Source organism: Collimonas sp. OK607, from assembly GCF_900111995.1.
Taxonomy (GTDB): domain Bacteria; phylum Pseudomonadota; class Gammaproteobacteria; order Burkholderiales; family Burkholderiaceae_D; genus Collimonas.
Genome location: NZ_FOKF01000001.1, coordinates 22,727 through 48,553 on the forward strand (window position 1 = coordinate 22,727; position 25,827 = coordinate 48,553).

The window sequence follows — 25,827 nt, forward strand, 5'->3', positions numbered from 1 at the left end:
CAAAGGAACGAGCCTAGCCCAGCGGGCCATGCTCTGTGGCGCTGCGTCAGCTATCGAACAACCTTTGAGGAGTGTCCGACATGTGGAGATCAAAGAAAAAAGTGATCGGGTTATCGCCACCGAGCACACGGCCTCCTGTGAGAGGGCGTGTACGAGAAGCGTTCTTCTAAGTCTTGCCATGAACCGGCCATTGCTGGCTGTCGAGCAGGCGCTCAAAAAGGCGCTGGCGGTCATCATCCGAAAGGGAGCATTGCCCGAGCAGGGCACTCAGAAGCATTCCCCTGGCAGCATACCAGCGCAGGGTCGCTAAATCAGGATCAACGGCCTCTGTCTTGATGGCTTCAATTTTCTTGGCATCAATCTCCTTAAACATGGACAAGAGCCCGGGTTCTTCACTGATGGCACCGAGCATTGCAAACGCAACCGATTTTTGCGTAGTGACAGCTTCGCGGGCTACCGCGATCTGTGTTGACAAGTTGGCTTCGGGCGACGTAGCACCTGCCTTAGTCATGTAGTGCTGAGAAAATGTATCGTAGTATTCGGCTTGGTATTCCAGCATCGCCTTTAGCACAGCTTCTTTCGACCGGAATTGATGCATTAGCCCGCCTTTACTGACGCCGGCTTCGCGAGCAATGGCATCAAGCGTCAATCGGCGAGGGCCATCGCGTCCGATGATGGTCAGGGCCGCCTGAATGATGGCGTTGCGTGAAAGCTTCGATCGAGTAGTGTTGTCCATTAACTATTTCCATTGCGGGATGGGGAGCTGCCAAACTAATGAAGATAGCTCGGATTGGCGAGAAAAACAATCTTTCTGGTCTGTTTTTTGACTTGCCATGATATCCATCTACGGTTTACGTTACGGCGAGACTTTGAACAGCGCGATGAGGATTCACGAATAGCGTGTTCTGCGACTCTTACATCAGGTAGCAAAGCTGATATCTTCGCACCGAAAGTAATGTACTCTATCGATTTTGATAACTTACTAGAACTAGCCGTGATGCGTGTAGCACCGACGACCCATAGCCAACTTCTACGTCACACAAAATTATTTACAATGGACAATCCGACACGTTCAGAGACAACCCGTAGAAAAGCAATCGAAGCTGCATTTGCGATCCTTACAAGAGAGGGCGTGAAAGGGTTGACTTTTGATTCATTGGCGCAGGAAAGCGGCATAAGCAAGGGCGGGCTTATGCACCAGTTCCGTACGAAGAACGGGGTGCTGAAGGCCTTGCTTGACTTCCAGAAGCAGGACTTCGATCGCATTGCACGAAACCATCTGGCGAGTGAGGGAGCATCAAAAACTGAGCAAATCCTCTCTATGCAGATCGCAACGTATAGGGCTGCCTCCAAGCCTATGCATCATCGGTTTCAAGCTGATAGCTGAGCCGACGATTTACCACATTACTGAAAACGGATAAAACAAGCGTTACTTACAAAACATATATGACTAGCCCCCCCCCATTTGTTTCGTTAGGCATAGATGGTTAAATCACACTCATTTCACAAATGAGGAATATTACCCGTGGTTTTATTGGCATCATACCCAGAAAATCAAGGTATGCCAATTGCATCCCCTCATTCCAAAGATAAAGTCCTAGCGACGTTTGGCGCTGGCGTTCGACGCGCCAGAAAGGATCGCGGAGTTTCTCAGGAGGAGTTGGCCTTGAAATGTGGGATTGATCGTTCTTACATGGGTTCGATTGAGCGCGGCGAACAAAACTCTGGATTGCTGCACATTGCTCGTATTGCTAAAGCTCTCGACATAAAAATCTCAGAGCTAATGGCTGTTGCCAAGCTTTAGAAATCTGTCATTTGCATTTTCTGCCGGTTGAACGTGATTCACATGAAATTCCGGTCCAACTGATAGCAGACCTATTCATCGGCCGATCAATTTGCAATTCCAGCGAATCAGTAACTAATACTCCTCCGGCAGCAATAGCGTGGTCACACTGCGATCCCATTCCGTAATAATCCACAGCCGCTCTCGCCCTGCGCCAAGCCTGTATTCTGACAGTATCCGGTTGCCACCGATAAAGCTGCGCATTTGTTCGCCAGTGGGTTACGTAGGGATTGAAGCGGAAGGGAAAACGGAGCTACACAAGAAGGCCTAAAATGCGCCGGGAACTACAATTAGCTGGATGATCGACGTGTAGGGAATGATATCGAATTTGTTTTCCCACGAGAGAGCGTGTCAGATTTTCTGTGTGTCCGGGGTCGTGAAATAATACCGAAAGGGAAATTTCATGAACGACACGATGAGCACACCTAAAAAGCCAAAGAAACCGAAAGCCGCCAAGCTGTTTCCAGACGAACTGATTGACCAGCTACTGGCGCAGGTTCAGAACAAGGATGCTGAATCCATCCTGGGCGAATCCGGGCTGGCCGGCCAGCTCAAGAAACAGCTTGCAGAACGGATGCTGGCAGCCGAACTGGATCATCACCTCGGCACCGAGACTGAGACGTCGGGCAATCATCGCAACGGCAGCAGCTCCAAGAATGTGATCACGCCATCTGGCAAACTACAGCTGGATATACCGCGAGACCGATTGGGCACGTTTGAGCCGCAATTGGTCGCCAAACATCAGCGCCGCCTGCCGGGCTTCGATGACCATGTGATCAGCATGTACGCTCGCGGCATGAGCGTGCGGGAGATTCAGGCCCATCTGCTCGAACTATACGGCCTGCAAGTCTCGCCAGACCTGATTTCTACCATCACTGACGAGGTGCTCGACGAAGTCGCCCAATGGCAGCAGCGGCCGCTGGAAACGATGTATCCGATCGTCTATTTCGATGCTTTGCGGCTGAAGATCCGCGACGAAGGCACGGTCAAGAATAAGGCGGTGTACCTGGCGCTGGGCATCCGTGCCGACGGCAAGAAGGAAGTGCTGGGCCTGTGGATTGAACAGACCGAGGGCGCCAAGTTCTGGCTCAAGGTGTTTAACGAACTGAAGAATCGCGGCCTCAACGACATACTGATTGCCGTCGTCGATGGCCTGCGCGGCTTTCCGGAAGCCATCGAAGCGGTCTATCCGCAGGCGCAGATCCAGACCTGCATCGTCCATTTAATCCGCAATTCGATGACCTTGGCGAGTTGGAACGATCGCAAGGCCTTGGCGGCGTCACTCAAGCCGATCTACCAGGCCGTCAACGCCGAGACCGCCGCCGAGGCGCTCGATGCCTTTGCGCAAGGCCCCTGGGGGCTGAAATTCCCGACCGTCGCGGCAATGTGGCAGCGTCAATGGCAGCAGGTCATTCCGTTCTTCGCGTATCCACCGGAGGTGCGCACCATCATCTACACCACCAACGCCATCGAGAGTCTGCATATGCAATTACGCAAGATCGTCAAGAACCGGGGCCATTTCCCTACCGATGAAGCCGCCAGCAAACTATTGTTCCTGGCCTTGCGCAATATAGAAAAAGATTGGAAGATGCCACAGCGGACTTGGAAACAGGCCGCTAACCAATTCGCCATTCTGTTCGGCGAACGTTTTACCAACGCAATTCATTAACTTTGTATCGCGGCCCCGCACACAAAATTACTGACACGTCCGTCTCTTTCACGGCGCCGCCTGCGACGGCTCGACGAGCACCACGCAGCAAATCCGGTGTTTCGTTAACCTCTTTTTGTATCACCATTTGATCAGCCTTATGCGCAGCCAAGTGCTCCACGTAGTCACCGAATATCTCGCCAATAAGCACAGCATTATCCCAACGTCCATCCTGCTTGTGGTCTAAGCGGCTTTCATTTACCCGCCTTCATAATTGATTCAATGTCATGCAAGCTTCGGGAATTCTTGCGATGGCTCCGATCGAAAGGCGCATCTCCAAGCTAAAGTCTGGGTGAGCAGTTCGTATCGCCTGAGAACTGATGGCTTCGGGCGGCTTGGCCCTGCCTGTGTGAATAGCTGATTTTGTTGAAATGTTTTTCGCTTTTCAAGCCGATCGACAAAATTCGCCGAGTTGAGAACATGTATGAGTGCAGTCACAGCAGCCTCGCATTCCATCTGCGGGCATGCGTTACGCTTCGCCTTATGCGATCGCAATTCGACACCCAGTGGAAAACTGCTCAAATGTAGTTCGACGGTAGATAATCTGCTTCCAGTGCAAGTTCTAACTGAGAAGACAAGACTAGAGCCCGCTCTGCAATTTTCACTATACCCGCCTACGCAGTGCTCCATGAGCTTGCCCTCAACCAACAGACTTATGGGGTTTTTAAGTTCTACAATTTGTGTCTGACCATAAAAAAATGTTTCATCGAGTACGAGCGGCCAGGCGTCAATACCATCTGCCTGATCCGATATGACGGATGCAGGGGTCAGCGGCACACTCTCAGCTGAAGGACGGAGGATTCGTCCGCTATCGACCCCACCCAGAGGGTCCGGTGAGTTCTTGGCAATGGGAATACAACGCCGGCGGCACACCGATTGTCGTCGAATTTCTGCAACACACTGACGACCCGGGACAGAGTTCCTTTCTCGTGGAAATTGATGGCGAGGATGTACTCACGAATCAAGAAAGTTACAGAACAGCGCCATAGAGTAATTATCTTTTTGCATTAAAAACACCTTCCTTTACGATTGCGTAAGAAATGGCGAGCATGGTGAACCGGTCAGACCGGCGCTTTTTGATCCTGATATATCCGACGGCTGCAGTATGAAGCCAGTAGGCCGATAAGGAAAAAGCGCGCGAATTTCCATGGAGGCTGATGCCATCAACCGGCATCGATGAAAGCCGAATGTACGGATGCAGTCGCGACCTCTCTATGCAAACAATTCTTGCTCAATAGTGGGAGTCCATGTACGGATATAGGTGTTAGCCAGGGCGTTAATCTGGTAGCGATTTGACGGGGACTGAATGAATATAGCCCTCGCCCAGTATTGAGGGAAGCCAGCCGCATATTCGGCAATTTCGGGCAGGTCGAATTCTACATACATTGGGACCCTAACTTGGCGTTATACAGACAGCATACTGTCATTGATACGATGCTAGAGCAACACCATATCGACGCCGTAATGAACGGCCGCTTTTCGCCCTGAGGAGATGTGAAATTGAATTTATTGACTTCGAAAAGCTAACGACGCTATTACTAATTTAGAAGTAATTATAATTTTCTTTATGCAATAACTAGTACCTATTTTATTGCATTTTTAAACAAAAAATGCTGTGTACATTTTTGTGTACACAGCATTGTTAATTACTCTTCTAAATTAGAGTTAACTCGTTGATTCTATTGGTCGGGACGGAGTGATTCGAACACTCGACCCCTTGCACCCCATGCAAGTACGCTACCAGGCTGCGCTACGCCCCGACAAGCCTGCTATTATATCAGAGCAAAATTGCTTTGTTTCCAAGGCAATACATAAAATTTTAACTGTTTGTTCGCTCGACAGTAACGGCCCATTGCGCTTCACAATGCACCGCCAGATCGCCCAGCCAACAATCCTCATTAAATAATCATATGCCAATAAAAATTAGCCAGCAGTTTGACGCCGCCGCAATTGAAGTATTACGCGCCGATAGTCCTCAGCAGATTGAGTTGAACATCCGTAGCGATTCGCACGCAGATTTCACGCAATGGTTCTATTTCCGCTTGCAGGGCGCGCGTGACGAGGCCTGCAACATCCGTTTCATGAATGCCGGCGCCACCACCTATCCCAAGGGTTGGGAAAATTATCAAGCGGTGGCCAGTTACGATCGCGAGACCTGGTTCCGTGTACCAACCAGCTTTGACGGCAAGGTGATGACCATCACCCATACCCCGGAGCGCGACAGTGTGTATTACGCTTATTTCGAGCCGTATTCCTGGGAGCGTCATCTGGCTTTGCTGGGGCACGCAGAGGAATCACCATTGGCACGGGTGGAGGATCTGGGGAGCACCGTTGACGGCCGCGATATGAATCTGCTGGTGATCGGCAATCCGGCGGCGGCCAAGAAGGTTTGGGTGATCGCACGCCAGCATCCGGGTGAAACCATGGCGGAATGGTTTGTCGAGGGTATGGTCGATGCATTGCTGGATAGCGCCAATCCGCTGGCGACCAAGGTGCTTCAGCACGCGGTGTTCTACATCGTGCCGAACATGAATCCGGACGGTTCGGTGCGCGGCAACCTGCGTACCAACGCGGCCGGCGCCAACCTGAATCGCGAGTGGATGACACCTTCGCTGGAGCGTAGTCCGGAAGTATTTGTGGTCAAGAACAAGATTCACGAAATCGGCTGCGATCTGTTCCTGGACGTGCATGGCGATGAGGCTTTGCCGTATGTGTTCGTGGCGGGTTCGGAAATGCTGGAAGACTTTAGTCCGCAGCAGGGCGTGGAGCAGCAAAAATTCATCGACGATTTCTTGCGCGCCAGTCCGGATTTCCAGACGGAATACGGCTACGCGGCGAGCAAGTATAGCAGCGATGTACTGACCCTGGCATCGAAATATGTCGGCCACACATTCAAGTGCATATCGCTGACCCTGGAGTTGCCGTTCAAGGATAACGTCAACCTGCCTGATGCGGAGGTCGGCTGGGATGGCGCTCGCAGCGCGCGTTTGGGGGCGGTGGTGTTGCAACCGATATTGCGGGCGTTTGAATAAGCGATACCGTATGCGGTCTTGAGTCTGGATATGAAAGAGCCGGGCATGTCAGACATGCCCGGCTCTTTTTTTCACCGTAGTTCTGGTGATCCGGCAGCGACTGTTACGCCTTCTCAGCTATCTGCGCAAAGCGCCCGCTGTTGAAGTCGACAATCGCCTGGGCGATTTCTTCCTGGCTGTTCATGACGAACGGGCCATGGCCGACGATCGCTTCATCGATCGGCTCACCGCTAAGCACCAGCACCACAGCGTCGTTGTTGGCCTCTATATCGACGCTGTTGCCGTCGTTGTCGAGTAACGCCATTTGCGCTTCGCGTGCCACGGTCTCGCCGTTGATCAGCACGGTTCCGTGCAATACCACCAGTGCCGAATGCCAGCCGGCGGGCAAGGACAGCCTGGTGCTGCTGCCTTGGTTCAAGCGCATATCCCACACGTTCATCGGTGTGAATGTACGTGCCGGACCTGCATGGCCGTCGTATTCGCCGGCAATCACCCGTACCGTGCCAGCGCCGTCAGGCAACGCAACGGCTGGGATGTCGTTATCGACGATGGCTTGATAACCAGGTGCGGTCATCTTGTCCTTCGCCGGCAGGTTCACCCACAGCTGCACCATTTCGAGTGTCCCGCCGGAGCGCGTGAACGCTTCGGAGTGGAACTCTTCATGCAGAATGCCGCTGCCTGCTGTCATCCATTGCACGTCGCCTGGGCCGATTGTGCCGCCATTACCGGTCGAGTCGCGGTGCGTCACTTCGCCTTTGTAGACGATGGTGACGGTTTCGAAGCCGCGATGCGGATGCGAGCCGACGCCACGTGGGCGGGTAGTAGGGGTGAACTCAGCCGGGCCGGCGTAATCGAGCAGCAGGAACGGACTCAGTTGCTTGCCGTGGCTGGTGTAAGAAAACATCGAACGAGCAGGAAAACCGTCGCCGACCCAATGTTGGCGAGGTGCGCTGTAGATGCCGAGGACTTTTTTCATGATCAATTCCTTGTGTTGGTTGCAGAATTTGTTGCTGATAGAAGATTAAACCAAGGACAGTGAGTGCGGTAGTCTGTAGAATTTGCCTTCACTGTTCTATTTTGTGAACGATGAAGGGGCGGCTATGCAGGATTTGAACGATCTCTATTACTTCGTCCAGGTGGTCGACCATGGCGGTTTCGCGCCTGCGGGGCGGGCCTTGGGCATGCCGAAATCAAAGCTGAGCCGGCGCCTGGCGTTATTGGAGGAGCGCCTGGGCGTAAGGCTGATCCAGCGCACCACCCGGCAATTTTCCGTGACGGAGGTCGGGCAGTCGTATTACGAGCACTGCAAGGCGATGCTGGTGGAGGCAGAGGCTGCGCAAGACGCGGTCGAGCTGACGCGGGGCGAGCCGCGCGGCATCGTGCGCCTGACTTGTCCGGTGGCTTTGCTGCATATGAATGTGGATGCGATGCTGGCGGACTTCATGGCGGCCAACCCGCGGGTGACGGTGTTGCTGGAGTCGACCAATCGCCGGGTTGATGTGGTGGCCGAGGCGGTGGATATTGCTATCCGGGTACGGCCGCCGCCGATTCCGGATAGCGATCTGGTGTTGCGGGTGCTGGGTGAGCGTAGTCAATGCCTGGTTGTCAGTCCGCTGCTGATTAAGGAGCGGTCGCTACCGGTATCGCCTGCCGATTTAAACGACTGGCCGAGCCTGGGGCTGGGGGCAGGGCAGCAAAACCATATCTGGACATTGTTCGGGCCGGATGGCGCCAAGGCGGCGATTCACCACACGCCGCGTTTTGTAACCGGTGACATGGTGGCGTTGTTGCGGGCGGCAGTGGCTGGTGTCGGTATTGTGCAGTTGCCGACCATGATGATTCGCGAACAGGTAGAGCAGGGTACGCTGGTGCATGTGTTGAATGACTGGCGGCCGCGACATGAAATTATCCATGTGGTGTTCCCGTCGAGGCGGGGTTTGCTGCCTTTGGTGCGTACGTTGATTGATTATCTGGTGGCGCGCTTTCAAGCTTTGGAAGAAGATTAAATCGGGCCGCCGTGTGGCAGGCGTAAAGGCAAATTAGAAATGTCCGCTTTTTGAATGGTTTTTTACGATCTATGCGACGAGCAGCACGAACTAACCGGGGTCAGAGTGAACTTTCGGTATGTTTTATCGCCGAAACTTCACTCTGACCCCGCTTAGTGGGCCACGGAGTAGAGGCAGTGAAACCAAAAAGAAACAAACCTGCGATAAGTGAATCGCCGCGCTCCGTAGTCGTGATGTGGGGTCAGTCGAGTTTCGCGATAGAGCCTGCGAAAGTCGACTGACCCCAGATCACTAGGTCGTCGAGGCGCAACTGACTGGCGAGCTCCGATGTCAGTGAAAATGCGCCGAGCCGCTTGGCGCATCTTCGGGCATTTCCGGATGCACCAGATCACCTTCCCGATCCGGGTAGAGCGGGGTGCCGCAATCGTCGCAAAATTCCATCGCAAACATTTCGGCGTGCCGTTGAATGTCGTCGATGCCGCATTCGCGCAGCAGGCTCAGGATTTGTTCCAGCGGGGTTTCCGGCTCAGCCGTGGCCTCGTCACTATCGCTGGCGCGGGTAATGACTTCTTCCGTCGCTTCTTCCTGTCCGTACAGCGGCCACACCACGCCGTAGATCACTTCATTGGTTTGGCCCAGCGAAAAGCCGATCCGGTATTCGTCGACCCGGCCGCTTTCCGGCTGTTCGCTAAAACGGCCGATGCTGGCGTGCAGGTCTTTCGATGCGATGTCCAGCGTGTGCGACAGGTAGTAGCTGGCGGCGCGCAGGGACGCCGGGCGGATTTGAAGGTCGGCCTCGCGGCAAGCGGCAAAATAAGCCTCGGGCAGCAGTACCTGGACGCCGCAACCTGGCAGCAAACGCGTCAGGTTGGGAGTGACCTGATTGCGCCATTGCTCCAGCGCCCGTTCTTTGTCGGCGGCGATATGCCCGGCTTGCCCACGCGCCAGTTGCCAGTGAAACAGCGGCATGCCGCTTGGGACAACCAGGGCCGCCAGCAAGTAGCGGGTATCGGCCAGGAACGGCGCAGTCTCCGGCGGATTGGCGGGGCTGCGCACCGGTGCGGCGTTCAGGGCGGCATGTGACAGTTGCTGCAGCAAGGTAAAAGTTTCGCAATGCGTGCGCGGCAGCTGATCGATGGAGTACAAGGTCGGCACGATGGCGGTTTGCACTTCCGGCGCCAGGATGTGGGCGTGCAGATGGGCGTTCAGCGTCATCACGACATCGGCCGGAATCGGCCCCGATCCGATCGAGAAGCGCGTCCACGCCAGCAACGGAATGCCCACCAGCAGGCAGTCGTACTGCTTGCCCTGGTATTCGATGGTGCTGGATTCGCTGCAGGCTTCCACCACGTCCATCAAGGCATCGTAGGCATCGGGCTGGGTCGGAAACAACTGTTCCAGCGCGCCGTCGATCGGCTCCTGATGATGGGCTTTGAAATGCTTGCTGAGCAAGACTTCAATCTCGCGTTCCCATGCGCGCTCTTCAAGACGGCTGGAGGCTTGAATCAATGCTTGTGCCAGCTCGGCCAGGCGGTGACTGTCGGCTGAAAATTTACGGGAAGGCTTTTTTGACGGACGGCGCATAGTGAATAGAGTAAGGGCTGATGACAACATAGTCAAAATCTTACTGCGCGACCGTAGCGGATGCATGCATCCGATGACCGGCAACTGAGACGCTCACATATTCATTGATAACATTGACGAATATGCTCCGCTTTTCTGCGCTGCCTTCTGGCCTACGACCGCTTGCTGAGAGTGTTCGACGACTCTGAGGCAGGAAGACTGCAAGATCCTATTGTAGTGGATTTAACGGTATGTTGAATAACTACCGTAGATGGATGGCAATGATTTCTTGAATGCTGCCTGATCGGTGCCGAAAACGAGAAACGCCGGCATGGCCGGCGTTTTTTGATAACTTTATTGAATCACTCAACTACCAGGCTGCCGCCCATGCAGAACGGGCGGCAGTCCGGTGTGTTGTTACGCTGCCAGCAACTGGCGCAGCACGAACGGCAGGATGCCGCCGTGTTTGTAGTAGTCGACTTCGATTGGTGTATCGATGCGCAGCAGAACCTTGACTTCCTTGGTTTCGCCGTCGGCACGATGGATCACCAGGGTAGCGTCTTGCTGTGGCTTGATTTCGCCGTCGATGCCTTTCAGGTCGAAAGTCTCGTGGCCGGTGATGCCCAGGGTTTGCACGCTGTCGTTACCGATGAATTGCAACGGCAGAACGCCCATGCCGACCAGGTTGGAGCGGTGGATACGCTCGAACGAACGCGCAAACACAGCCTTCACGCCCAGCAGCTGAGTGCCCTTGGCTGCCCAGTCACGCGACGAACCTGTACCGTATTCTTCACCTGCAAACACCATCGTTGGCACGCCGTCTTTGACGTACTGCATCGCTGCGTCATAGATCGATGTTTCTTCGCCGGTTGGCTGGAACAAGGTGATGCCGCCTTCAACCCGCGAACCGTCCGGTGTAGCAGGAATCATCAGATTCTTGATACGGACGTTAGCGAATGTACCGCGCATCATGATTTCGTGATTGCCGCGACGTGAGCCGTAGGAGTTGAAGTCAGCCTTCAACACGCCGTTGGCGATCAGCCATTTACCGGCCGGGCTGGATTCCTTGATGGAGCCGGCTGGCGAGATGTGGTCGGTAGTGATCGAATCGCCGAACACGCCCAGTGCACGTGCGCCGGTGATACCGGTCGCAGCTGCCTTCGGCACCATGGTGAAGTCTTGGAAGAATGGTGGCTCAGCGATGTAAGTCGACTTAGGCCAGTTGTAGACTTCGCCGCCGGCGACGCCCTTGATGGCTTCCCACAGCTTGCCTGGTGCGCCCTTGACGTCAGCGTAGTTGGCTTTGAAAGTCTTGGCATTCATCGCAAACTTCATCAGCTTGGCGACTTCTTGCGAAGTCGGCCAGATGTCGCCCAGATAGATATCTTTGCCGCCCTTGCCCTTGCCGACAGGCTCGGTCATCAGGTCGCGTGTCATGTTGCCGGCGATCGCGTAAGCGACTACCAACGGTGGCGAAGCCAGGAAGTTGGAGCGAATGTTCGGATGGATCCGCGCTTCGAAGTTACGGTTGCCGGACAATACAGCCGATGCCACCACGTCGTTCTTGACGATGGCTTCGTTCATGGCTGGTGTCAGGTCGCCGGCGTTACCGATACAGGTTGTGCAACCGTAGGCAGTGACGCCGAAGCCGAGTTTTTCCAGGTACGGCAGCAGGCCAGCCGCTTCCAGGTACTCGGTAACAACGCGCGAGCCAGGGGCCAGCGAAGTCTTGATGTGTGCAGGTACCTTGAGGCCGGCTTCGACCGCTTTCTTGGCCAGCAAACCAGCCGCCAGCATGACGCTCGGGTTGGAAGTGTTGGTGCAGGAAGTGATTGCAGCAATCAGCACGTCGCCGTTTTGCAGCTTGACGCCGTCGGTGTTGGTGTAAGTCGCGTCCAGGTCTTCCGCTTTCTTGTTGAAGCCGTTCTCTGCGATTGGCTTGCTGAACAATTCTGCGAAGTTGGCTTTGACGTTGCCGATTTCGATACGGTCTTGCGGACGCTTTGGACCAGCCAGCGACGGCGCAACAGTAGCCAGGTCGAGTTCGACGACAGTGGTGTAGTCGATGTCGCCAGCCTTTGGAATGCCGTACAGGTTTTGTGCCTTGAAGTAACCGGCGAATGCGTCGATTTCCGCTTTGCTGCGGCCAGTGCCTTCGAAGTATTCGATAGTCGCATCGTCAACCGGGAAGAAGCCCATGGTGGCGCCGTATTCTGGTGCCATGTTGGCGATGGTAGCGCGGTCGGTCAGGCTCAGCGAAGCAGTGCCTTCGCCGAAGAATTCGACAAACTTGCCGACTACTTTAGCTTTACGCAGCAGTTCGGTAATGGTCAGCACCAGATCGGTTGCGGTAACGCCTTCACGCAGTTGGCCGGTCAGGTTGACGCCGACTACGTCTGGTGTCAGGAAGTAGACCGGTTGGCCCAGCATGCCGGCTTCCGCCTCGATGCCGCCCACGCCCCAGCCGACTACGCCGATGCCGTTGATCATGGTGGTGTGCGAGTCAGTGCCGACCAGGGTGTCCGGGTAGTAGACCGAATCCTTCTTGTGGACGCCGCGCGCCAGGTATTCCAGGTTGACCTGGTGGACGATACCGAAGCCCGGAGGCACGACGCCGAAAGTGTCGAATGCCTGCATGCCCCATTTCATGAACTGGTAGCGCTCGTTGTTGCGCTGGAATTCCAGTTTCATGTTGAGGTCGAGTGCTTTCTTTTCACGGAAATGGTCGATCTGTACCGAGTGGTCGACTACCAGGTCGACCGGCACCAGCGGCTCGATGTTCTTGGCATTCTTGCCCAGCGAGGCAGCAACGTTACGCATTGCTGCGAGGTCGGCCAGCAGTGGCACACCGGTAAAGTCTTGCAGCACGACGCGCGCCACGACGAATGGGATTTCGTCGGTGCGGGCTGCGTTGGCGCCCCAGGCAGCCAGTTGCTTGACGTGCTCTTCAGTGACCTTCTTGCCGTCGCAATTACGCAGAACGGATTCCAGCACGATACGGATCGACACTGGCAGGCGCGAGATGTTGATGCCGAGTTTTTTCTCCAGGGCTGGCAATGAATAGAACTTGCCTTTCTTGGAGTCGGAAATCTTGAATTCCTTAAGTGTATTCAGCGTGTTGCGAGACATGATTTCTCCTGAGTTTTCAGTTTAATTACAAACTATTTGCCGGATCGGCAGGTGCAGCGGCCGGCATGGTTTCTTGTGCTGGGGATTTGCATTCGTTCGCCAGTTGATGACCTGTTTTTGAATCAAGCAAAATGCCCTTGGCCGGGATGCCGATCCAGAGCAGGCCGTATTTGCGGTTTTCAAAGCGGTTGGCGCCGGTGGTGGTTGGCACGCGCGACAGGCGGTGCAGGGCTTTGCCCCAGCGCAGTGCGATGTGCTTGTCGTCTTCAGCGTTGGTGTAGATTGTCAGGCTGTTGCCGAGCTCGCATTTGTAATCGACGGAAACGGAAGTCTTGACGTCCGGTGTGCCTTCGTCTTCGCCATCGTCGACTTCTGCTGGCGCTGCTTTTGCAGCTGGCTTCTTGACGGCTTTTTTGGTCGTTTTCTTGGTGGTGGTCTGGGCCTGAACTTGTGGTGCTGCAACTGCCAGGCTGGCGCATAGTAAAACCAAAATTGACAAACTCTTTTTCATTTTCATTGCTCCGTGGTGCATCCCGTTATCTTGGTAAGGGCGGGGTGCGGTTATAACAAAGTTATTGCATCTTCAGGTAGTGCGGCGCCATTATTTTTTGCGCGCTGCAGAACAGTCCAGTAATAACGATAACTGGCGCGGTCATGTAGCGTGCCCTCGTGTTGTATTGGTCCCCATGCTGCTTGCCTGGCCGCAAGCAGGATTTGTGCCGCCGTGGCTATCTCCGATGGCGGCGGGGTAAATGCGTTCAATATCGGTTTGATCTGTTGCGGATGGATGCTCCACATCCGGGTATAGCCGAATTCAGCCATGGCGCGGCCGGCATCTGCAGCGACGGTGTTGCCGTCCTTGATGTCGGTGGTGACGTTATGCGAAGGTACCTTGCCGTGCGCGTGGCAAGCCGCGGCAATTTCCAGTTTGGCGCGGGTGACCAGCGGATGGCTGAACTGCGCCGGCGAACGCATCGCCGAGCTTGGGATGGCGCCGTAATGCGCTGAAACAAAATCCATGATGCCAAACGACAGCGACTGTACTTGCGGCAGGGCGGCGATAGCAAACACGTCTGCCAGTGCACCGTGGGTTTCTATCAATACATGGACCGGCAATGCCTGCCGTCCGGCCTGGCTGCTGTGGTGGTCTATCAGGGCCAGAGCGGCGTTGACGTCGGCCAGGCTCTCGGCCTTGGGCAGCATCAGGTAAGCCAGCCGGCGCGCTGCACCTTTGCAGATGATCTCTACGTCTTGTTCGAAAAAAGTGCTGCCGATGTCGTGTACGCGAGCGCCTATGCGCTCAAAGCGATTGTCGGCGCCGGCGATGATGGCGGCGACCAGTTGTGCGTGTGCTGCTTCGTTACCGGCGCTGGCGCCGTCTTCGCAGTCAAGTGTGATGTCGAATACCGGACCCAGCTCCTGCTGCAAGGCGATCGATTTACGCATGAGCTTTTCAGCGCCGGCGTAATGATCGCAGACCGGTAGCGAGACCGGTTGTTGCTTGCCTAGGAATAAGACCTGGGTAGGATGCATTGCGAAGTTCTTAATAATAATTGCGGGGCAGGGTAGACACGCGTAAGTACAGCGCGTCCACCCTACATTGAAGCAGTTGCTTAGCCGACCAGGTGTTTCACGCCATCACGCTCTTCTTGCAGTTCTGCGAGAGTAATGTTGATGCGCTCTTGCGAGAAAGCGTCGATTTCCAGGCCTTGGACGATTTTGTATTCGCCGTTTTCAGTAGTTACCGGGAAGCCGAACATGGTGCCTTCAGGAATACCGTAGGAACCGTCCGATGGCACACCCATGGTGGTCCACTTGCCGTTGGTGCCGAGTACCCAGTCACGCACGTGATCGATCGCTGCGTTAGCGGCCGAAGCAGCCGACGACAAACCGCGCGCTTCGATGATAGCTGCGCCGCGCTTGCCGACGGTTGGCAGGAACACATCTTTGTTCCAGACTTGATCGTTGATCAGGTCTTTGACCGATGCGCCGTCTGCTGTCGCGTAGCGATAGTCCGCGTACATGGTTGGCGAGTGATTGCCCCAGACGAACATTTTTTCGATGGCGGAAACTGGCTTGCCGATCTTGGCCGCGACTTGCGACAGGGCGCGGTTGTGGTCCAGGCGCAGCATTGCGGTGAAGTTCTTGGCTGGCAGGTTCGGCGCCGATTTCATGGCGATGTAAGCGTTGGTGTTGGCTGGATTGCCCACCACCAATACCTTGACATTGCGTGAAGCGACGGCGTCCAGCGCCTTGCCTTGCACGGTGAAAATCTGTGCATTGGCTTCCAGCAGGTCTTTACGTTCCATGCCTGGGCCGCGTGGGCGGGCGCCAACCAGCAGGGCAACGTCAGCATCCTTGAATGCTGTCATCGGATCGCTATGTGAGGTGATGCCGGCCAGCAGCGGGAATGCGCAATCGTCGACTTCCATGATCACGCCCTTCAACGCTTTTTGTGCTTTTTCGTCAGGGATTTCAAGCAGTTGCAAAATGACCGGTTGATCTTTGCCGAGCAGGTCGCCGTTGGCGATGCGGAACAGAAGGGAATAGCCGATTTGACCAGCGGCGCCGGTAACGGCAACACGCAGAGGGGACTTAGCCATGTTGAATCTCCAGAGAAGTGATAAAAATGTGTGCGGGGCAAAGTTCAAGAGCCATCCGGTTAAACCCTGCGGCGAATTACTCTACCCTTAACCGTTCAATTCAAAAGAACGACGGTCAAATTACAAAAAATCCCAGCCAGGTATGCGGCCCCATATACAGCGATGCAGCCCAATACATACCAAGATACAAAAAGCGGCGACTTAAATACGCAACCTCTAATCATACCGGCGAAAACCGCGTGCGTCAGTTTGTTTTGCGTTGATCCGAGCGCCAAAATTTACGGCTTGCATCTCTGCCATGAAAATCGATTTGCGCGAAACATGCACAGCTTAACGCCCATCTGACGACCATCAAATAGTGCTTATGCCCGCGAGTTTAGGCTTGGCAACATGGTATGTCAATCAATATCTTATGTCTTATATAAGACATATCATTGCGTATTTTTTACTGGACGGCAGAGGGTATTTTATGGTGAAATCTAAGCTTATGAGTTCCATCCCGTCCAATTTGAGTAGTGACCCTGTCGGCCAGAGCGCTGCGGTCCCTGCGTCTCCCTCAGTATCGTCTCCGACCTTTAGTCCTCTCTATCAGCAAATCAAGGCGCTGATCATGCAACGCCTGCAATCCGGTGAATGGAAGCCGGGTGAGCTGATTCCCAGCGAAGTCGAGCTTGGCAACCGTTTCAAGGTAAGCCAGGGTACGGTGCGCAAAGCGATTGACGAACTGGCTGCCGAAAACCTGCTGGTGCGGCGTCAGGGCAAGGGCACGTTTGTCGCCACCCATCACGAAGCGCGTTCGCAATTCCGCTTCCTGCGCCTGATGCCGGACAGCGACCAGCCGCAAGTTACCGATAAAAGAGTGATCGAGCTGAAGCGCTTGCGCGCGCCGGCGGAAATCGCTCGCCTGTTGGGCATGAAATCGGGCGACTCGGTGGTATATGTCAAACGTGTCATGGCATTTGACGGCGTACCGACGATACTTGAAGAATTGTGGCTGCCGGGCGCGCTGTTCAAGGCGCTGACGCTGGAGCGGCTGGTTGAGTACAAGGGCCCGATGTACGGCCTGTTTGAAACTGAATTCGGCACGCGCATGATCCGTGCCACCGAGCAGATTCGCGCCGCCAGCGCCGATGCCGATGCGGCTGAGTTGCTGGGGGTGGAAAAATTATCGCCTTTATTATGTGTGGAGCGCGTGTCTTTTACCTATGGCGACAAGCCGGTGGAAGTGCGGCGCGGTTTGTACGTGACCAATCGCCATCACTATCAGAACGAATTGAGCTGACGGGTTGGAGTAGTGATCTGGAGTAGCGAGTTGGGCTGGTCATCGGCTGACGATAGCGGCGACTGGTGGCAATATGAGCAAGCTGACCAAGTGCAATCTAGTGTAAGAATAGTCGCTGCTAGCCATTATTTGCAATATTGAATAATAACTATTGGTGTGCTGCACAAAAATCGGCGAAAATTGCGGGATTGCGCTTGCTCTAAAATTTTAAACTGAGGAGAACCCTGTTATGTCTGAAGCCGCGAAGCCCAATCGGCCACAGTTTCGTAATATAAGCATTACCCAAATTGTCGGCTACCGCTTTCCGTTGGCAGCCCTTATTTCGATTTTGCATCGTATTAGTGGCGTGTTGATGTTTTTGCTCTTGCCTTTTATCTTGTACATGCTGGATAAAAGCCTGGTATCTGAAAGTTCTTTCGAATACTTCAAAGGTTTTACCTCGGGCTGGTTCGTAAAGCTCGTCATCCTGGCCCTGTCCTGGGCATATCTGCACCACTTCTGCGCTGGCATCCGCCACCTCATCATGGATAACCACATCGGTCTGGATAAGGATAGCGCGCGCAAATCGGCTGCCGGAGTCCTGATTATCAGTGTGCCGCTGGCGTTGATCGTTGCATTGAAACTGTTCGGAGCATTCTAAAAATGGCTAACAACAAGAATATCGGCGCCAACCGCCTGGTAGTAGGGGCCCATTACGGCTTGCGCGACTGGCTGGCGCAACGCGTCACCGCTGTCGTCATGGCAATCTACACGGTCATCCTGCTGGTCACCTTTCTGACCGCCAGCAACTTCACCTATGAAGGCTGGGCAGGACTGTTTTCGCATCAGTGGTTCAAGCTGGCTACGTTCGTAGCGCTGATGGCACTGTTTTTTCATGCATGGATCGGCGTGCGTGATATCTGGATGGATTACGTCAAGCCGGTCGCTCTGCGTCTGGTCTTGCAAGTTGCCACAATCCTGTGGTTGGTCGGTTGTGCCGGATGGGCGGCGCAGATTTTGTGGAGAGTGTAATCGTGGCAGCTATTAAATCCACAATTCCTACACGCCGCTTTGATGCGGTAATCGTTGGGGCCGGTGGTTCCGGTATGCGTGCTTCGCTGCAGTTGGCGGAAGCTGGTTTGAATGTAGCAGTCTTGTCGAAGGTGTTTCCTACCCGTTCGCACACGGTTGCGGCGCAGGGCGGCATTGGCGCCTCGCTGGGTAACATGTCCGAGGACAGCTGGTACTGGCACATGTTTGACACCGTCAAGGGCTCGGATTACCTGGGTGACCAGGACGCGATCGAGTTCATGTGTCGCGAAGCGCCAAAGGCTGTGTATGAGCTGGAGCATTTCGGCATGCCGTTCGACCGTAATGCCGACGGCACGATTTATCAGCGTCCGTTCGGCGGCCACTCGGCCAACTTCGGCGAAAAGCCGGTAGCGCGCGCTTGCGCCGCTGCCGACCGTACCGGTCATGCGCTGTTGCACACGCTGTACCAGCGTAACGTTCGCGCCAAGACGCATTTCTTCGTCGAATGGATGGCGATCGACCTGGTGCGCGATGCCGAAGGCGATGTCATCGGTGTAGTAGCGCTGGAAATGGAAACCGGCGATGTCATGATCCTGGAAGCCAAGACCACAGTGATGGCTACCGGCGGTGCAGGGCGTATCTGGGCGGCTTCGACCAATGCCTTTATCAATACCGGCGACGGTATGGGTATGGCGGCGCGTGCCGGTTTGCCGCTGGAAGACATGGAGTTCTGGCAGTTCCACCCGACCGGCGTGGCTGGCGCAGGCGTGCTGATTACCGAGGGCGTACGTGGCGAGGGCGGGATTCTGATCAACGCCAACGGCGAACGTTTCATGGAGCGCTATGCGCCAACCTTGAAAGATCTGGCGCCGCGCGATTTCGTGTCGCGTTCGATGGACCAGGAAATCAAGGAAGGCCGTGGCTGCGGCCCGCACAAGGATCACGTGATGCTGGATCTGCGTCACATCGGCGCCGAAACCATCATGAAGCGTCTGCCTTCGATTCTGGAAATCGGCCACAAGTTTGCTAACGTTGACGCTCTGAAAGAGCCGATTCCGGTCGTGCCGACCATCCATTATCAAATGGGCGGTATCCCGACCAACGTTTACGGTCAGGTTGTAGTGCCGAAGAACGGTATCCCGAACGCGGTAGTCAATGGTTTGTACGCCATCGGCGAATGCGCTTGCGTTTCGGTGCACGGCGCCAATCGCCTGGGTACCAATTCGCTGCTGGATCTGGTGGTGTTCGGCCGTGCCGCCGGCAATCACATTGTCGACAGCAAGCTCAAAGAGCGCAGCAACAAGCCGTTGCCGGCAGATGCAGCCGACGTCGCCCTGGCGCGTCTGGCCAAGCTGGAAACCAGCACCGGTTCCGAGCGCGTGCAAGACGTGGCCGGCGATATCCGCAAGACCATGCAGCACTACTGCGGCGTGTTCCGTACCGACGAGCTGCTGCAACAGGGCTACAAGGAAATCATGGTGCTGGACGAGCGGCGCAAGCATGTTTCGTTCAAGGACAAATCCAAGGTATTCAACACTGCACGTGTCGAAGCGCTGGAGTTGGACAACCTGATCGAAACCGCCAAGGCCACTATTACCTCGGCTGCAGCTCGTAAAGAATCGCGCGGCGCCCATGCGCATCGCGATTATGAAAAGCGTGATGACGAAAACTGGATGAAGCACACCTTGTGGTACTCCGAAGGTAATCGTCTCGACTACAAGCCAGTGGTTACCAAGCCGCTGACAGTTGATACGTTCAAGCCAAAGCCACGTACATTCTAATTTGTCGGGGCAGGGCAAGGCGCGCCAAACCATACGGGCGCCCGGGCTCTGCTCCACAATAATTAAAAACAAGAGGTATAGCCATGTCATCACGTACTTTGAAATTTAAAATCTACCGCTACGATCCTGATAAGGACGCCAAGCCTTACATGCAGGACCTGACGGTGGAGCTGCTGCCAACCGACAAGATGCTGCTGGATGCCCTGCAACGCATCAAGGCCGACGTTGACGATTCGCTGGCGTTGCGCCGTTCGTGCCGCGAAGGTGTGTGCGGTTCCGACGCCATGAACATCAACGGCAAGAACGGTCTGGCTTGCACCACCAACCTGAACGAGCTGAGCGAGCCGATTATCTTGCGGCCATTGCCAGGCCTGCCGGTGATCCGCGACCTGATCGTCGACATGACGCAGTTCTTCAAGCAATACGAATCGATCAAGCCGTTCCTGATCAACGACAGCATTCCGCCTGAAAAAGAGCGTCTGCAGTCGCCGGAACAGCGCGAAGAGCTGGATGGCCTGTACGAGTGCATCCTGTGCGCATGCTGCTCGACTTCCTGCCCGTCGTTCTGGTGGAATCCAGACAAGTTCGTCGGCCCGGCCGGCTTGCTGCAAGCCTACCGTTTCATCGCCGACAGCCGCGATGAAGCCACCGGCGCCCGTCTGGATAACCTGGAAGATCCGTATCGTCTGTTCCGTTGCCGTTCGATCATGAACTGCGTCGATGTCTGTCCGAAGGGCTTGAACCCTAACGCAGCGATCGGCAAGATCAAGGAACTGATGGTTCGTCGCGCGGTGTAAGAAAGTAAGCGAGAGTAAGTAAGAGTAAGCAGGGCGGTGAAACTTCCAAGTCTTCCCGCCCTGGTTTTTGCAACAGTTTTAGAACTGTTCGTCGAAAGCGCCGAACGGCGATATCAAATAGAATAAGTGGTTTCCATGCCTATCATCCATCAAGCCGATCCAGCCAACCGAGCCCGCCTGCGCTGGCGCGCGCGACGGGGCCTGCTTGAAAACGATCTGATACTGACTCGTTTCCTGGATGCAAACGAAGCCAGCATGACGGATGACGATGTCGACGCTTTTTCGCGCCTGATGGAACTGTCCGACATTGAACTAATGGATTTACTGCTAGTCCGTAAAGAGCCGGACGGCTTGCTGGATTTGCCGCAAGTGCATGCACTGTTAGCCAGAATACGCACTGCTTAAGACTGTATCTTCGCTGGCGGCGACGGCCGCGGAAGATGTCGATCAGCATGCAGCAGCGCCTTTTGTTTTTTTTGTTTTAGAGTCACCTTTTGATTGAGGGAAGAGCCATGACCACCGCTGATACAAAAGCCACGCTATCGTTTTCCGATGGCAGTCCATCCGTAGAATTTCCTATTTACAAGGGCACCGTCGGCCCCGAAGTTATCGATATCCGCAAGTTGTACGGCGCTACCGGCAAATTCACTTACGACCCGGGCTTCATGTCGACTGCGGCATGTAATTCGTCGATCACCTACATCGACGGCGACAAGGGCGAGTTGCTGTATCGCGGTTATCCGATCGAGCAGCTGGCAGTCAATTGCGACTTCCTGGAAACCTGCTACCTGTTGCTGAACGGTGAACTGCCGACAGCAAAGCAAAAAGAAGTATTCGACGCTACCGTGACCCAGCACACCATGGTGCACGAGCAGATGCAATTTTTCTTCCGCGGTTTCCGTCGCGACGCGCATCCGATGGCTGTGCTGGTCGGCACCGTCGGCGCCTTGTCGTCGTTCTACCATGACTCGCTGGACATCACCGATCCGCATCATCGCGAAGTATCCGCGATCCGCCTGATCGCCAAGCTGCCGACACTGGTTGCCATGGCTTACAAGTACAACGTCGGCCAGCCTTTCGTCTATCCGCGTAACGAACTGTCGTACAGCGCGAACTTCATGCACATGATGTTCTCCACTCCGTGCGAAGAGTACAAGGTCAACGACGTGCTGGTGCGCGCGCTGGACCGTATCCTGACCTTGCATGCAGATCACGAGCAAAACGCCTCGACTTCGACCGTGCGCCTGGCTGGTTCCAGCGGCGCCAATCCGTTTGCCTGTATCGCTGCAGGTATCGCTTGCCTGTGGGGCCCTGCACACGGCGGCGCCAACGAAGCGGCACTGAACATGCTCAAGGAAATCGGTACTGTCGACAAGATTCCAGAGTTCATCGCCAAAGTGAAAGACAAGAACTCCGGCGTCAAGCTGATGGGCTTCGGTCATCGCGTCTACAAGAACTTCGATCCGCGCGCCAAGCTGATGCGCGAAACCTGCTACGAAGTGCTGAACGAACTCGGCCTGCATGACGACCCGTTGTTCAAACTGGCGATGGCGCTGGAAAAAGTGGCGCTGGAAGACGAATACTTCGTTTCCCGCAAGCTGTATCCAAACGTCGACTTCTACTCCGGTATCGTGCAATCGGCACTGGGCATCCCGACATCGCTGTTCACCGGCATCTTCGCCATGGCGCGTACAGTCGGCTGGATCGCACAATGGAATGAAATGATTTCCGATCCTGAGCAAAAGATCGGCCGTCCACGTCAATTGTTCGTCGGTTCGCCAACCCGCGACGTGCCAGCAATCGACAAACGCGGCTAAGGCCAGCGTGAGTCGGAAATAGGTAATAGCAACACAAAAACAGCGAATCCACGGATTCGCTGTTTGCATTTCTGCAGGTTATGCTATGCTCTCAATCTGTGCCGAATCAGGCGAGTAGGGTGGGCAATTTGCCCACGCGGAATTCGTTTATACCGGCACAGCGTGGGCAGAGAAACCTGCCCACCCTACGTGTAGTAAAAAACATGTATGTAAAGCATGTTTTGAAGGGCAGGCTTAAAGAAGTACCGAAATACCCGAATTGAAGTTGCAGTAAAGAACACAGTAATAGAGCCCTTCCCCACAACTTGATGTGCAATCCGCTAACCGGTCAGGCCGTGTCGCGGAAGGTTATGTTAACCCGCTAATCTCGCGAAACGCGAAGAAAGGTGAGCAAGATGATGCAACAATACCGCTCTAATTCTTATCTCTTCGGAGGTAATGCACCGTACATTGAAGAGCTGTACGAGTCTTACCTCGACAATCCCGGTTCAGTTGCCGATAACTGGCGTGCTTATTTCGACGCCATGCAACACGTGCCTGCCGTCGACGGCTCCGACAAGCCTGACGTTGGCCACGCCTCCGTCATCGCCTCGTTTGCCGAGCGCGCCAAACACGGTCCGATCCGCACTATCTCCGCTTCGGCCGATGCTGAAATGGGACGCAAGCGCGTTGCTGCAACGCAACTTATCGCTGCCTACCGTTACCTGGGTTCCCGCTGGGCCAACCTGGATCCGCTGCAACGCCAGGAACGTTCCGTATTGCCTGAGCTGGAACCGAGCTTCTACGGTTTCACCGATGCCGACATGGACATCGTGTTCAACATCAGCAACACCTATTTCGGCACTGAAACGGCTACGCTGCGCGACCTGCTGAATTCGCTGCGCGATACGTATTGCCGTTCGATCGGTACTGAGTACATGTATATCAGCGATCCGACCGAAAAACGCTGGATGCAGGAACGCCTGGAGTCGACCCGTTCGGCGCCGGTATTCACTGCAGAAAAGAAAAAGCACATCCTCGACCGCCTGACCGCGGCTGAAGGGCTGGAGCGCTACCTGCACACACGTTATGTCGGTCAAAAGCGTTTCTCGCTGGAAGGCGGCGAAAGCTTCATCGTGTCGCTGGACGAAACGATCCAGCGCGCCGGCGCCAAAGGTGTCCAGGAAATCGTTATCGGCATGGCCCACCGCGGCCGTCTGAACGTGCTGGTCAACACACTGGGCAAGATGCCGCAAGAACTGTTTGCAGAATTCGAAGGCAAGCACGCCGACGACCTGCCTGCAGGCGACGTCAAGTATCACCAAGGCTTCTCCTCCGACATCACCAGCCCGGGCGGCCCGGTGCATCTGTCGCTGGCATTCAATCCATCGCATCTGGAAATCGTCAACCCTGTGGTTGAAGGTTCGGTCAAGGCGCGTATGGAACGCCGCGGCGATATCGACGGCTCGCAAGTGCTGCCGATCCTGGTCCACGGCGATGCTGCATTTGCCGGCCAGGGTGTAGTGATGGAAACCCTCAACCTGGCGCAAACGCGTGGTTACGGCACTGGTGGTACCGTGCATATCGTGATCAACAACCAGATCGGTTTCACCACTTCCGATCCGCGCGATTCCCGTTCCACCCTGTATTGCTCGGACGTCGTCAAGATGATCGAAGCGCCGGTACTGCACGTCAACGGCGACGATCCTGAAGCGGTCGTGTTCGCCACTCAAATTGCGCTCGATTACCGTATCGAGTTCAAGAAAGATATCGTGGTCGATATCATCTGCTTCCGCAAACTGGGCCACAACGAGCAAGATACGCCAGCGCTGACTCAGCCGCTGATGTACAAGAAGATCGCTCAGCATCCAGGTACCCGCAAGCTGTACGCGGACAAACTGGCAGCACAAGGCACTATCGACGCCGACACTGGCGACGCCATGGTCAAGGCCTTCCGCGATGCGATGGACGCCGGCAAGCACACTGTCGATCCGGTCATCACCAACTTCAAGAGCAAGTACGCAGTCGACTGGCTGCCGTTCCTGAACCGCAAGTGGACCGACGCCGCCGACACCGCAGTGCCTGTCACCGAACTGAAGCGCCTGGCAACACGTATCACTACCGTGCCGGAAAACTTCAAGGTCCACGCGCTGGTTGAAAAAGTATTGAACGACCGCGCCGCCATGGGCCGTGGCGAACTCAACCTCGACTGGGGCATGGGCGAACATCTGGCTTACGCATCGCTGGTGTCGTCGGGCTATGCAATTCGCCTGACCGGCCAGGACGCAGGCCGTGGCACATTCGTCCATCGCCACGCTGTATTGCACGATCAAAACCGCGAACGTTGGGATGCCGGCAGCTATATTCCGCTGCAAAACATCTCCGACCAGCAAGCACCGTTCAAGGTGATCGACTCGGTCTTGTCGGAAGAGGCTGTACTCGGTTTCGAATACGGTTACTCCACCGCAGAGCCAAACACGCTGACCATCTGGGAAGCCCAGTTCGGCGATTTCGCCAACGGCGCGCAAGTCGTGATCGACCAGTTCATCAGCTCCGGCGAAGTGAAGTGGGGCCGTGCTTCCGGCCTGGTCATGATGCTGCCGCACGGTTACGAAGGCCAAGGCCCGGAACACTCGTCGGCACGCCTCGAACGTTATCTGCAACTGTGCGCAGACAACAACATGCAAGTGGTGCAACCGACTACTGCAGCGCAGATTTTCCATCTGCTGCGCCGCCAGATGATTCGCTTGTTCCGCAAGCCGCTGGTGATCATGACGCCGAAGTCGCTGTTGCGTAACAAGGATGCCGGTTCGCCGTTGTCCGAATTCAGCAAGGGCAGCTTCCAGACCGTGATCGGCGAAGTCGATGACAAGATCGATCCTAAGAAGGTCAAGCGCATCGTCGCTTGCTCGGGCAAGGTTTACTACGATCTGGTTAATGCACGTAAAGAGCGCGGTCAGACTGACGTCGCAATTATCCGTCTGGAACAACTGTATCCATTCCCGCACAAGGCATTCGCTGCCGAGTTGAAGCAGTTCCCGAACTTCAACGAACTGGTATGGACACAGGACGAGCCGCAGAATCAAGGCGCATGGCTGCAGATTCAGCACAACATTTTTGAGAACCTGGAAGATGGCCAGAAGCTTGCCTACGCAGGCCGTCCGGCCAGCGCATCGCCAGCTGTCGGTTACTACGACAAGCACTATGCGCAGCAAAAAGCATTGCTGGACACTGCATTTTCCAAGCTTAAAGGCTTTGTTCTTACAAAATAATTGA

General features: G+C 55.2%; 21 protein-coding genes and 1 tRNA gene. 13 read left to right on the forward strand and 9 right to left on the reverse strand.

From position 1 onward, the window contains the following. Positions 1-166: 166 nt before the first annotated feature. Positions 167-736, reverse strand: a complete 570-nt coding sequence (locus BM029_RS00120) for a TetR/AcrR family transcriptional regulator (protein WP_092431473.1) — start codon at positions 734-736, stop codon at positions 167-169. A 219-nt stretch (positions 737-955) separates the two neighbouring features. Here BM029_RS00120 and BM029_RS00125 point away from each other — a divergent pair, with 219 nt between their 5' ends. From BM029_RS00125 to BM029_RS00135, 3 genes are all read left to right on the forward strand, one after another. Beyond that, entirely contained in the window at positions 956-1,387 is a 432-nt protein-coding gene (locus tag BM029_RS00125; RefSeq protein ID WP_244544833.1) for a TetR/AcrR family transcriptional regulator, read from the forward strand. A gap of 138 nt (positions 1,388-1,525) precedes the next feature. Further along, positions 1,526-1,804 carry a helix-turn-helix domain-containing protein gene (locus tag BM029_RS00130; protein ID WP_371329065.1) on the forward strand — a complete coding sequence of 93 codons (279 nt, stop codon included), beginning with the start codon at positions 1,526-1,528 and terminating at the stop codon, positions 1,802-1,804. Between the two features lie 454 nt (positions 1,805-2,258). After that, entirely contained in the window at positions 2,259-3,512 is a 1,254-nt protein-coding gene (locus BM029_RS00135) for an IS256 family transposase (protein ID WP_139217179.1), read from the forward strand. 264 nt (positions 3,513-3,776) lie between these two features. Here the strand turns inward: BM029_RS00135 and BM029_RS26520 are convergent, their stop codons facing one another. Together BM029_RS26520 and BM029_RS00145 are read right to left on the reverse strand one after the other, a co-directional pair. Next, complete coding sequence (locus BM029_RS26520) at positions 3,777-4,424, reverse strand: PcfJ domain-containing protein (RefSeq protein ID WP_371329066.1); 648 nt, start codon at positions 4,422-4,424, stop codon at positions 3,777-3,779. Positions 4,425-5,234: 810 nt separating this feature from the next. Next, positions 5,235-5,311 (reverse strand) — tRNA-Pro (locus BM029_RS00145). Between the two features lie 150 nt (positions 5,312-5,461). Here BM029_RS00145 and BM029_RS00150 point away from each other — a divergent pair. Further along, a complete protein-coding gene (locus BM029_RS00150; RefSeq protein WP_092431484.1) occupies positions 5,462-6,583 on the forward strand; it encodes a M14 family metallopeptidase in 1,122 nt (373 codons plus the stop codon). Positions 6,584-6,686: 103 nt separating this feature from the next. Here BM029_RS00150 and BM029_RS00155 read toward each other — a convergent pair whose 3' ends face one another. Next, a complete protein-coding gene (locus BM029_RS00155) occupies positions 6,687-7,559 on the reverse strand; it encodes a pirin family protein (RefSeq protein ID WP_092431487.1) in 873 nt (290 codons plus the stop codon). Positions 7,560-7,683: 124 nt separating this feature from the next. Between BM029_RS00155 and BM029_RS00160 the strand changes: the two genes are divergently transcribed. Further along, positions 7,684-8,589: a LysR family transcriptional regulator gene (locus BM029_RS00160; protein WP_092431490.1), complete on the forward strand. Its 906-nt coding sequence runs from the start codon at positions 7,684-7,686 to the stop codon at positions 8,587-8,589. A gap of 330 nt (positions 8,590-8,919) precedes the next feature. Here the strand turns inward: BM029_RS00160 and BM029_RS00165 are convergent, their stop codons facing one another. From BM029_RS00165 to BM029_RS00185, 5 genes are all read right to left on the reverse strand, one after another. Further along, positions 8,920-10,173, reverse strand: coding sequence for a DUF2863 family protein (locus BM029_RS00165; RefSeq protein ID WP_092431493.1), 1,254 nt, complete (start codon positions 10,171-10,173; stop codon positions 8,920-8,922). A 396-nt stretch (positions 10,174-10,569) separates the two neighbouring features. Continuing rightward, positions 10,570-13,281: an aconitate hydratase AcnA gene (gene acnA / locus BM029_RS00170; RefSeq protein ID WP_092431496.1), complete on the reverse strand. Its 2,712-nt coding sequence runs from the start codon at positions 13,279-13,281 to the stop codon at positions 10,570-10,572. A gap of 25 nt (positions 13,282-13,306) precedes the next feature. After that, complete coding sequence (locus tag BM029_RS00175; RefSeq protein WP_092431499.1) at positions 13,307-13,792, reverse strand: hypothetical protein; 486 nt, start codon at positions 13,790-13,792, stop codon at positions 13,307-13,309. 50 nt (positions 13,793-13,842) lie between these two features. After that, positions 13,843-14,814, reverse strand: a complete 972-nt coding sequence (locus BM029_RS00180) for an HpcH/HpaI aldolase/citrate lyase family protein (protein ID WP_092431501.1) — start codon at positions 14,812-14,814, stop codon at positions 13,843-13,845. A gap of 80 nt (positions 14,815-14,894) precedes the next feature. Further along, positions 14,895-15,884, reverse strand: a complete 990-nt coding sequence (locus BM029_RS00185) for a malate dehydrogenase (RefSeq protein ID WP_092431504.1) — start codon at positions 15,882-15,884, stop codon at positions 14,895-14,897. 487 nt (positions 15,885-16,371) lie between these two features. Between BM029_RS00185 and BM029_RS00190 the strand changes: the two genes are divergently transcribed. From BM029_RS00190 to BM029_RS00225, 8 genes are all read left to right on the forward strand, one after another. Next, positions 16,372-17,166 (forward strand): GntR family transcriptional regulator, encoded by a 795-nt coding sequence (locus BM029_RS00190; RefSeq protein WP_092431507.1) that lies wholly within the window; start codon positions 16,372-16,374, stop codon positions 17,164-17,166. A 229-nt stretch (positions 17,167-17,395) separates the two neighbouring features. Beyond that, entirely contained in the window at positions 17,396-17,806 is a 411-nt protein-coding gene (gene sdhC / locus BM029_RS00195) for a succinate dehydrogenase, cytochrome b556 subunit (RefSeq protein ID WP_092431511.1), read from the forward strand. 2 nt (positions 17,807-17,808) lie between these two features. Then, a complete protein-coding gene (sdhD, locus tag BM029_RS00200; protein WP_092431513.1) occupies positions 17,809-18,177 on the forward strand; it encodes a succinate dehydrogenase, hydrophobic membrane anchor protein in 369 nt (122 codons plus the stop codon). A gap of 2 nt (positions 18,178-18,179) precedes the next feature. Further along, complete coding sequence (gene sdhA / locus BM029_RS00205; RefSeq protein WP_092431516.1) at positions 18,180-19,958, forward strand: succinate dehydrogenase flavoprotein subunit; 1,779 nt, start codon at positions 18,180-18,182, stop codon at positions 19,956-19,958. A gap of 83 nt (positions 19,959-20,041) precedes the next feature. Continuing rightward, complete coding sequence (locus BM029_RS00210; RefSeq protein WP_092416203.1) at positions 20,042-20,755, forward strand: succinate dehydrogenase iron-sulfur subunit; 714 nt, start codon at positions 20,042-20,044, stop codon at positions 20,753-20,755. Between the two features lie 135 nt (positions 20,756-20,890). Next, on the forward strand, positions 20,891-21,160 hold the full coding sequence (locus BM029_RS00215; RefSeq protein ID WP_092416202.1) for an FAD assembly factor SdhE: 270 nt from the start codon (positions 20,891-20,893) through the stop codon (positions 21,158-21,160). A 107-nt stretch (positions 21,161-21,267) separates the two neighbouring features. Next, positions 21,268-22,572, forward strand: coding sequence for a citrate synthase (gltA, locus tag BM029_RS00220; RefSeq protein WP_092431519.1), 1,305 nt, complete (start codon positions 21,268-21,270; stop codon positions 22,570-22,572). 395 nt (positions 22,573-22,967) lie between these two features. Further along, entirely contained in the window at positions 22,968-25,823 is a 2,856-nt protein-coding gene (locus BM029_RS00225; protein ID WP_092431522.1) for a 2-oxoglutarate dehydrogenase E1 component, read from the forward strand. Positions 25,824-25,827 lie beyond the last annotated feature (4 nt).

Bases quoted from the DNA above. Each gene is read 5' to 3' on its own strand.
- BM029_RS00165 (WP_092431493.1), bottom strand. From the start codon at position 10,173: ATGCGCCGTCCGTCAAAAAAGCCTTCCCGTAAATTTTCAGCCGACAGT.
- BM029_RS00160 (WP_092431490.1), top strand. From the start codon at position 7,684: ATGCAGGATTTGAACGATCTCTATTACTTCGTCCAGGTGGTCGACCAT.
- BM029_RS00150 (WP_092431484.1), top strand. From the start codon at position 5,462: ATGCCAATAAAAATTAGCCAGCAGTTTGACGCCGCCGCAATTGAAGTA.
- BM029_RS00135 (WP_139217179.1), top strand. From the start codon at position 2,259: ATGAGCACACCTAAAAAGCCAAAGAAACCGAAAGCCGCCAAGCTGTTT.
- sdhC (WP_092431511.1), top strand. From the start codon at position 17,396: ATGTCTGAAGCCGCGAAGCCCAATCGGCCACAGTTTCGTAATATAAGC.
- BM029_RS00120 (WP_092431473.1), bottom strand. From the start codon at position 736: ATGGACAACACTACTCGATCGAAGCTTTCACGCAACGCCATCATTCAG.
- BM029_RS00180 (WP_092431501.1), bottom strand. From the start codon at position 14,814: ATGCATCCTACCCAGGTCTTATTCCTAGGCAAGCAACAACCGGTCTCG.
- sdhD (WP_092431513.1), top strand. From the start codon at position 17,809: ATGGCTAACAACAAGAATATCGGCGCCAACCGCCTGGTAGTAGGGGCC.
- acnA (WP_092431496.1), bottom strand. From the start codon at position 13,281: ATGTCTCGCAACACGCTGAATACACTTAAGGAATTCAAGATTTCCGAC.
- BM029_RS00215 (WP_092416202.1), top strand. From the start codon at position 20,891: ATGCCTATCATCCATCAAGCCGATCCAGCCAACCGAGCCCGCCTGCGC.
- BM029_RS00155 (WP_092431487.1), bottom strand. From the start codon at position 7,559: ATGAAAAAAGTCCTCGGCATCTACAGCGCACCTCGCCAACATTGGGTC.
- BM029_RS00225 (WP_092431522.1), top strand. From the start codon at position 22,968: ATGATGCAACAATACCGCTCTAATTCTTATCTCTTCGGAGGTAATGCA.
- BM029_RS00175 (WP_092431499.1), bottom strand. From the start codon at position 13,792: ATGAAAAAGAGTTTGTCAATTTTGGTTTTACTATGCGCCAGCCTGGCA.
- BM029_RS00125 (WP_244544833.1), top strand. From the start codon at position 956: ATGTACTCTATCGATTTTGATAACTTACTAGAACTAGCCGTGATGCGT.
- BM029_RS00190 (WP_092431507.1), top strand. From the start codon at position 16,372: ATGAGTTCCATCCCGTCCAATTTGAGTAGTGACCCTGTCGGCCAGAGC.
- gltA (WP_092431519.1), top strand. From the start codon at position 21,268: ATGACCACCGCTGATACAAAAGCCACGCTATCGTTTTCCGATGGCAGT.
- BM029_RS00185 (WP_092431504.1), bottom strand. From the start codon at position 15,884: ATGGCTAAGTCCCCTCTGCGTGTTGCCGTTACCGGCGCCGCTGGTCAA.
- BM029_RS00210 (WP_092416203.1), top strand. From the start codon at position 20,042: ATGTCATCACGTACTTTGAAATTTAAAATCTACCGCTACGATCCTGAT.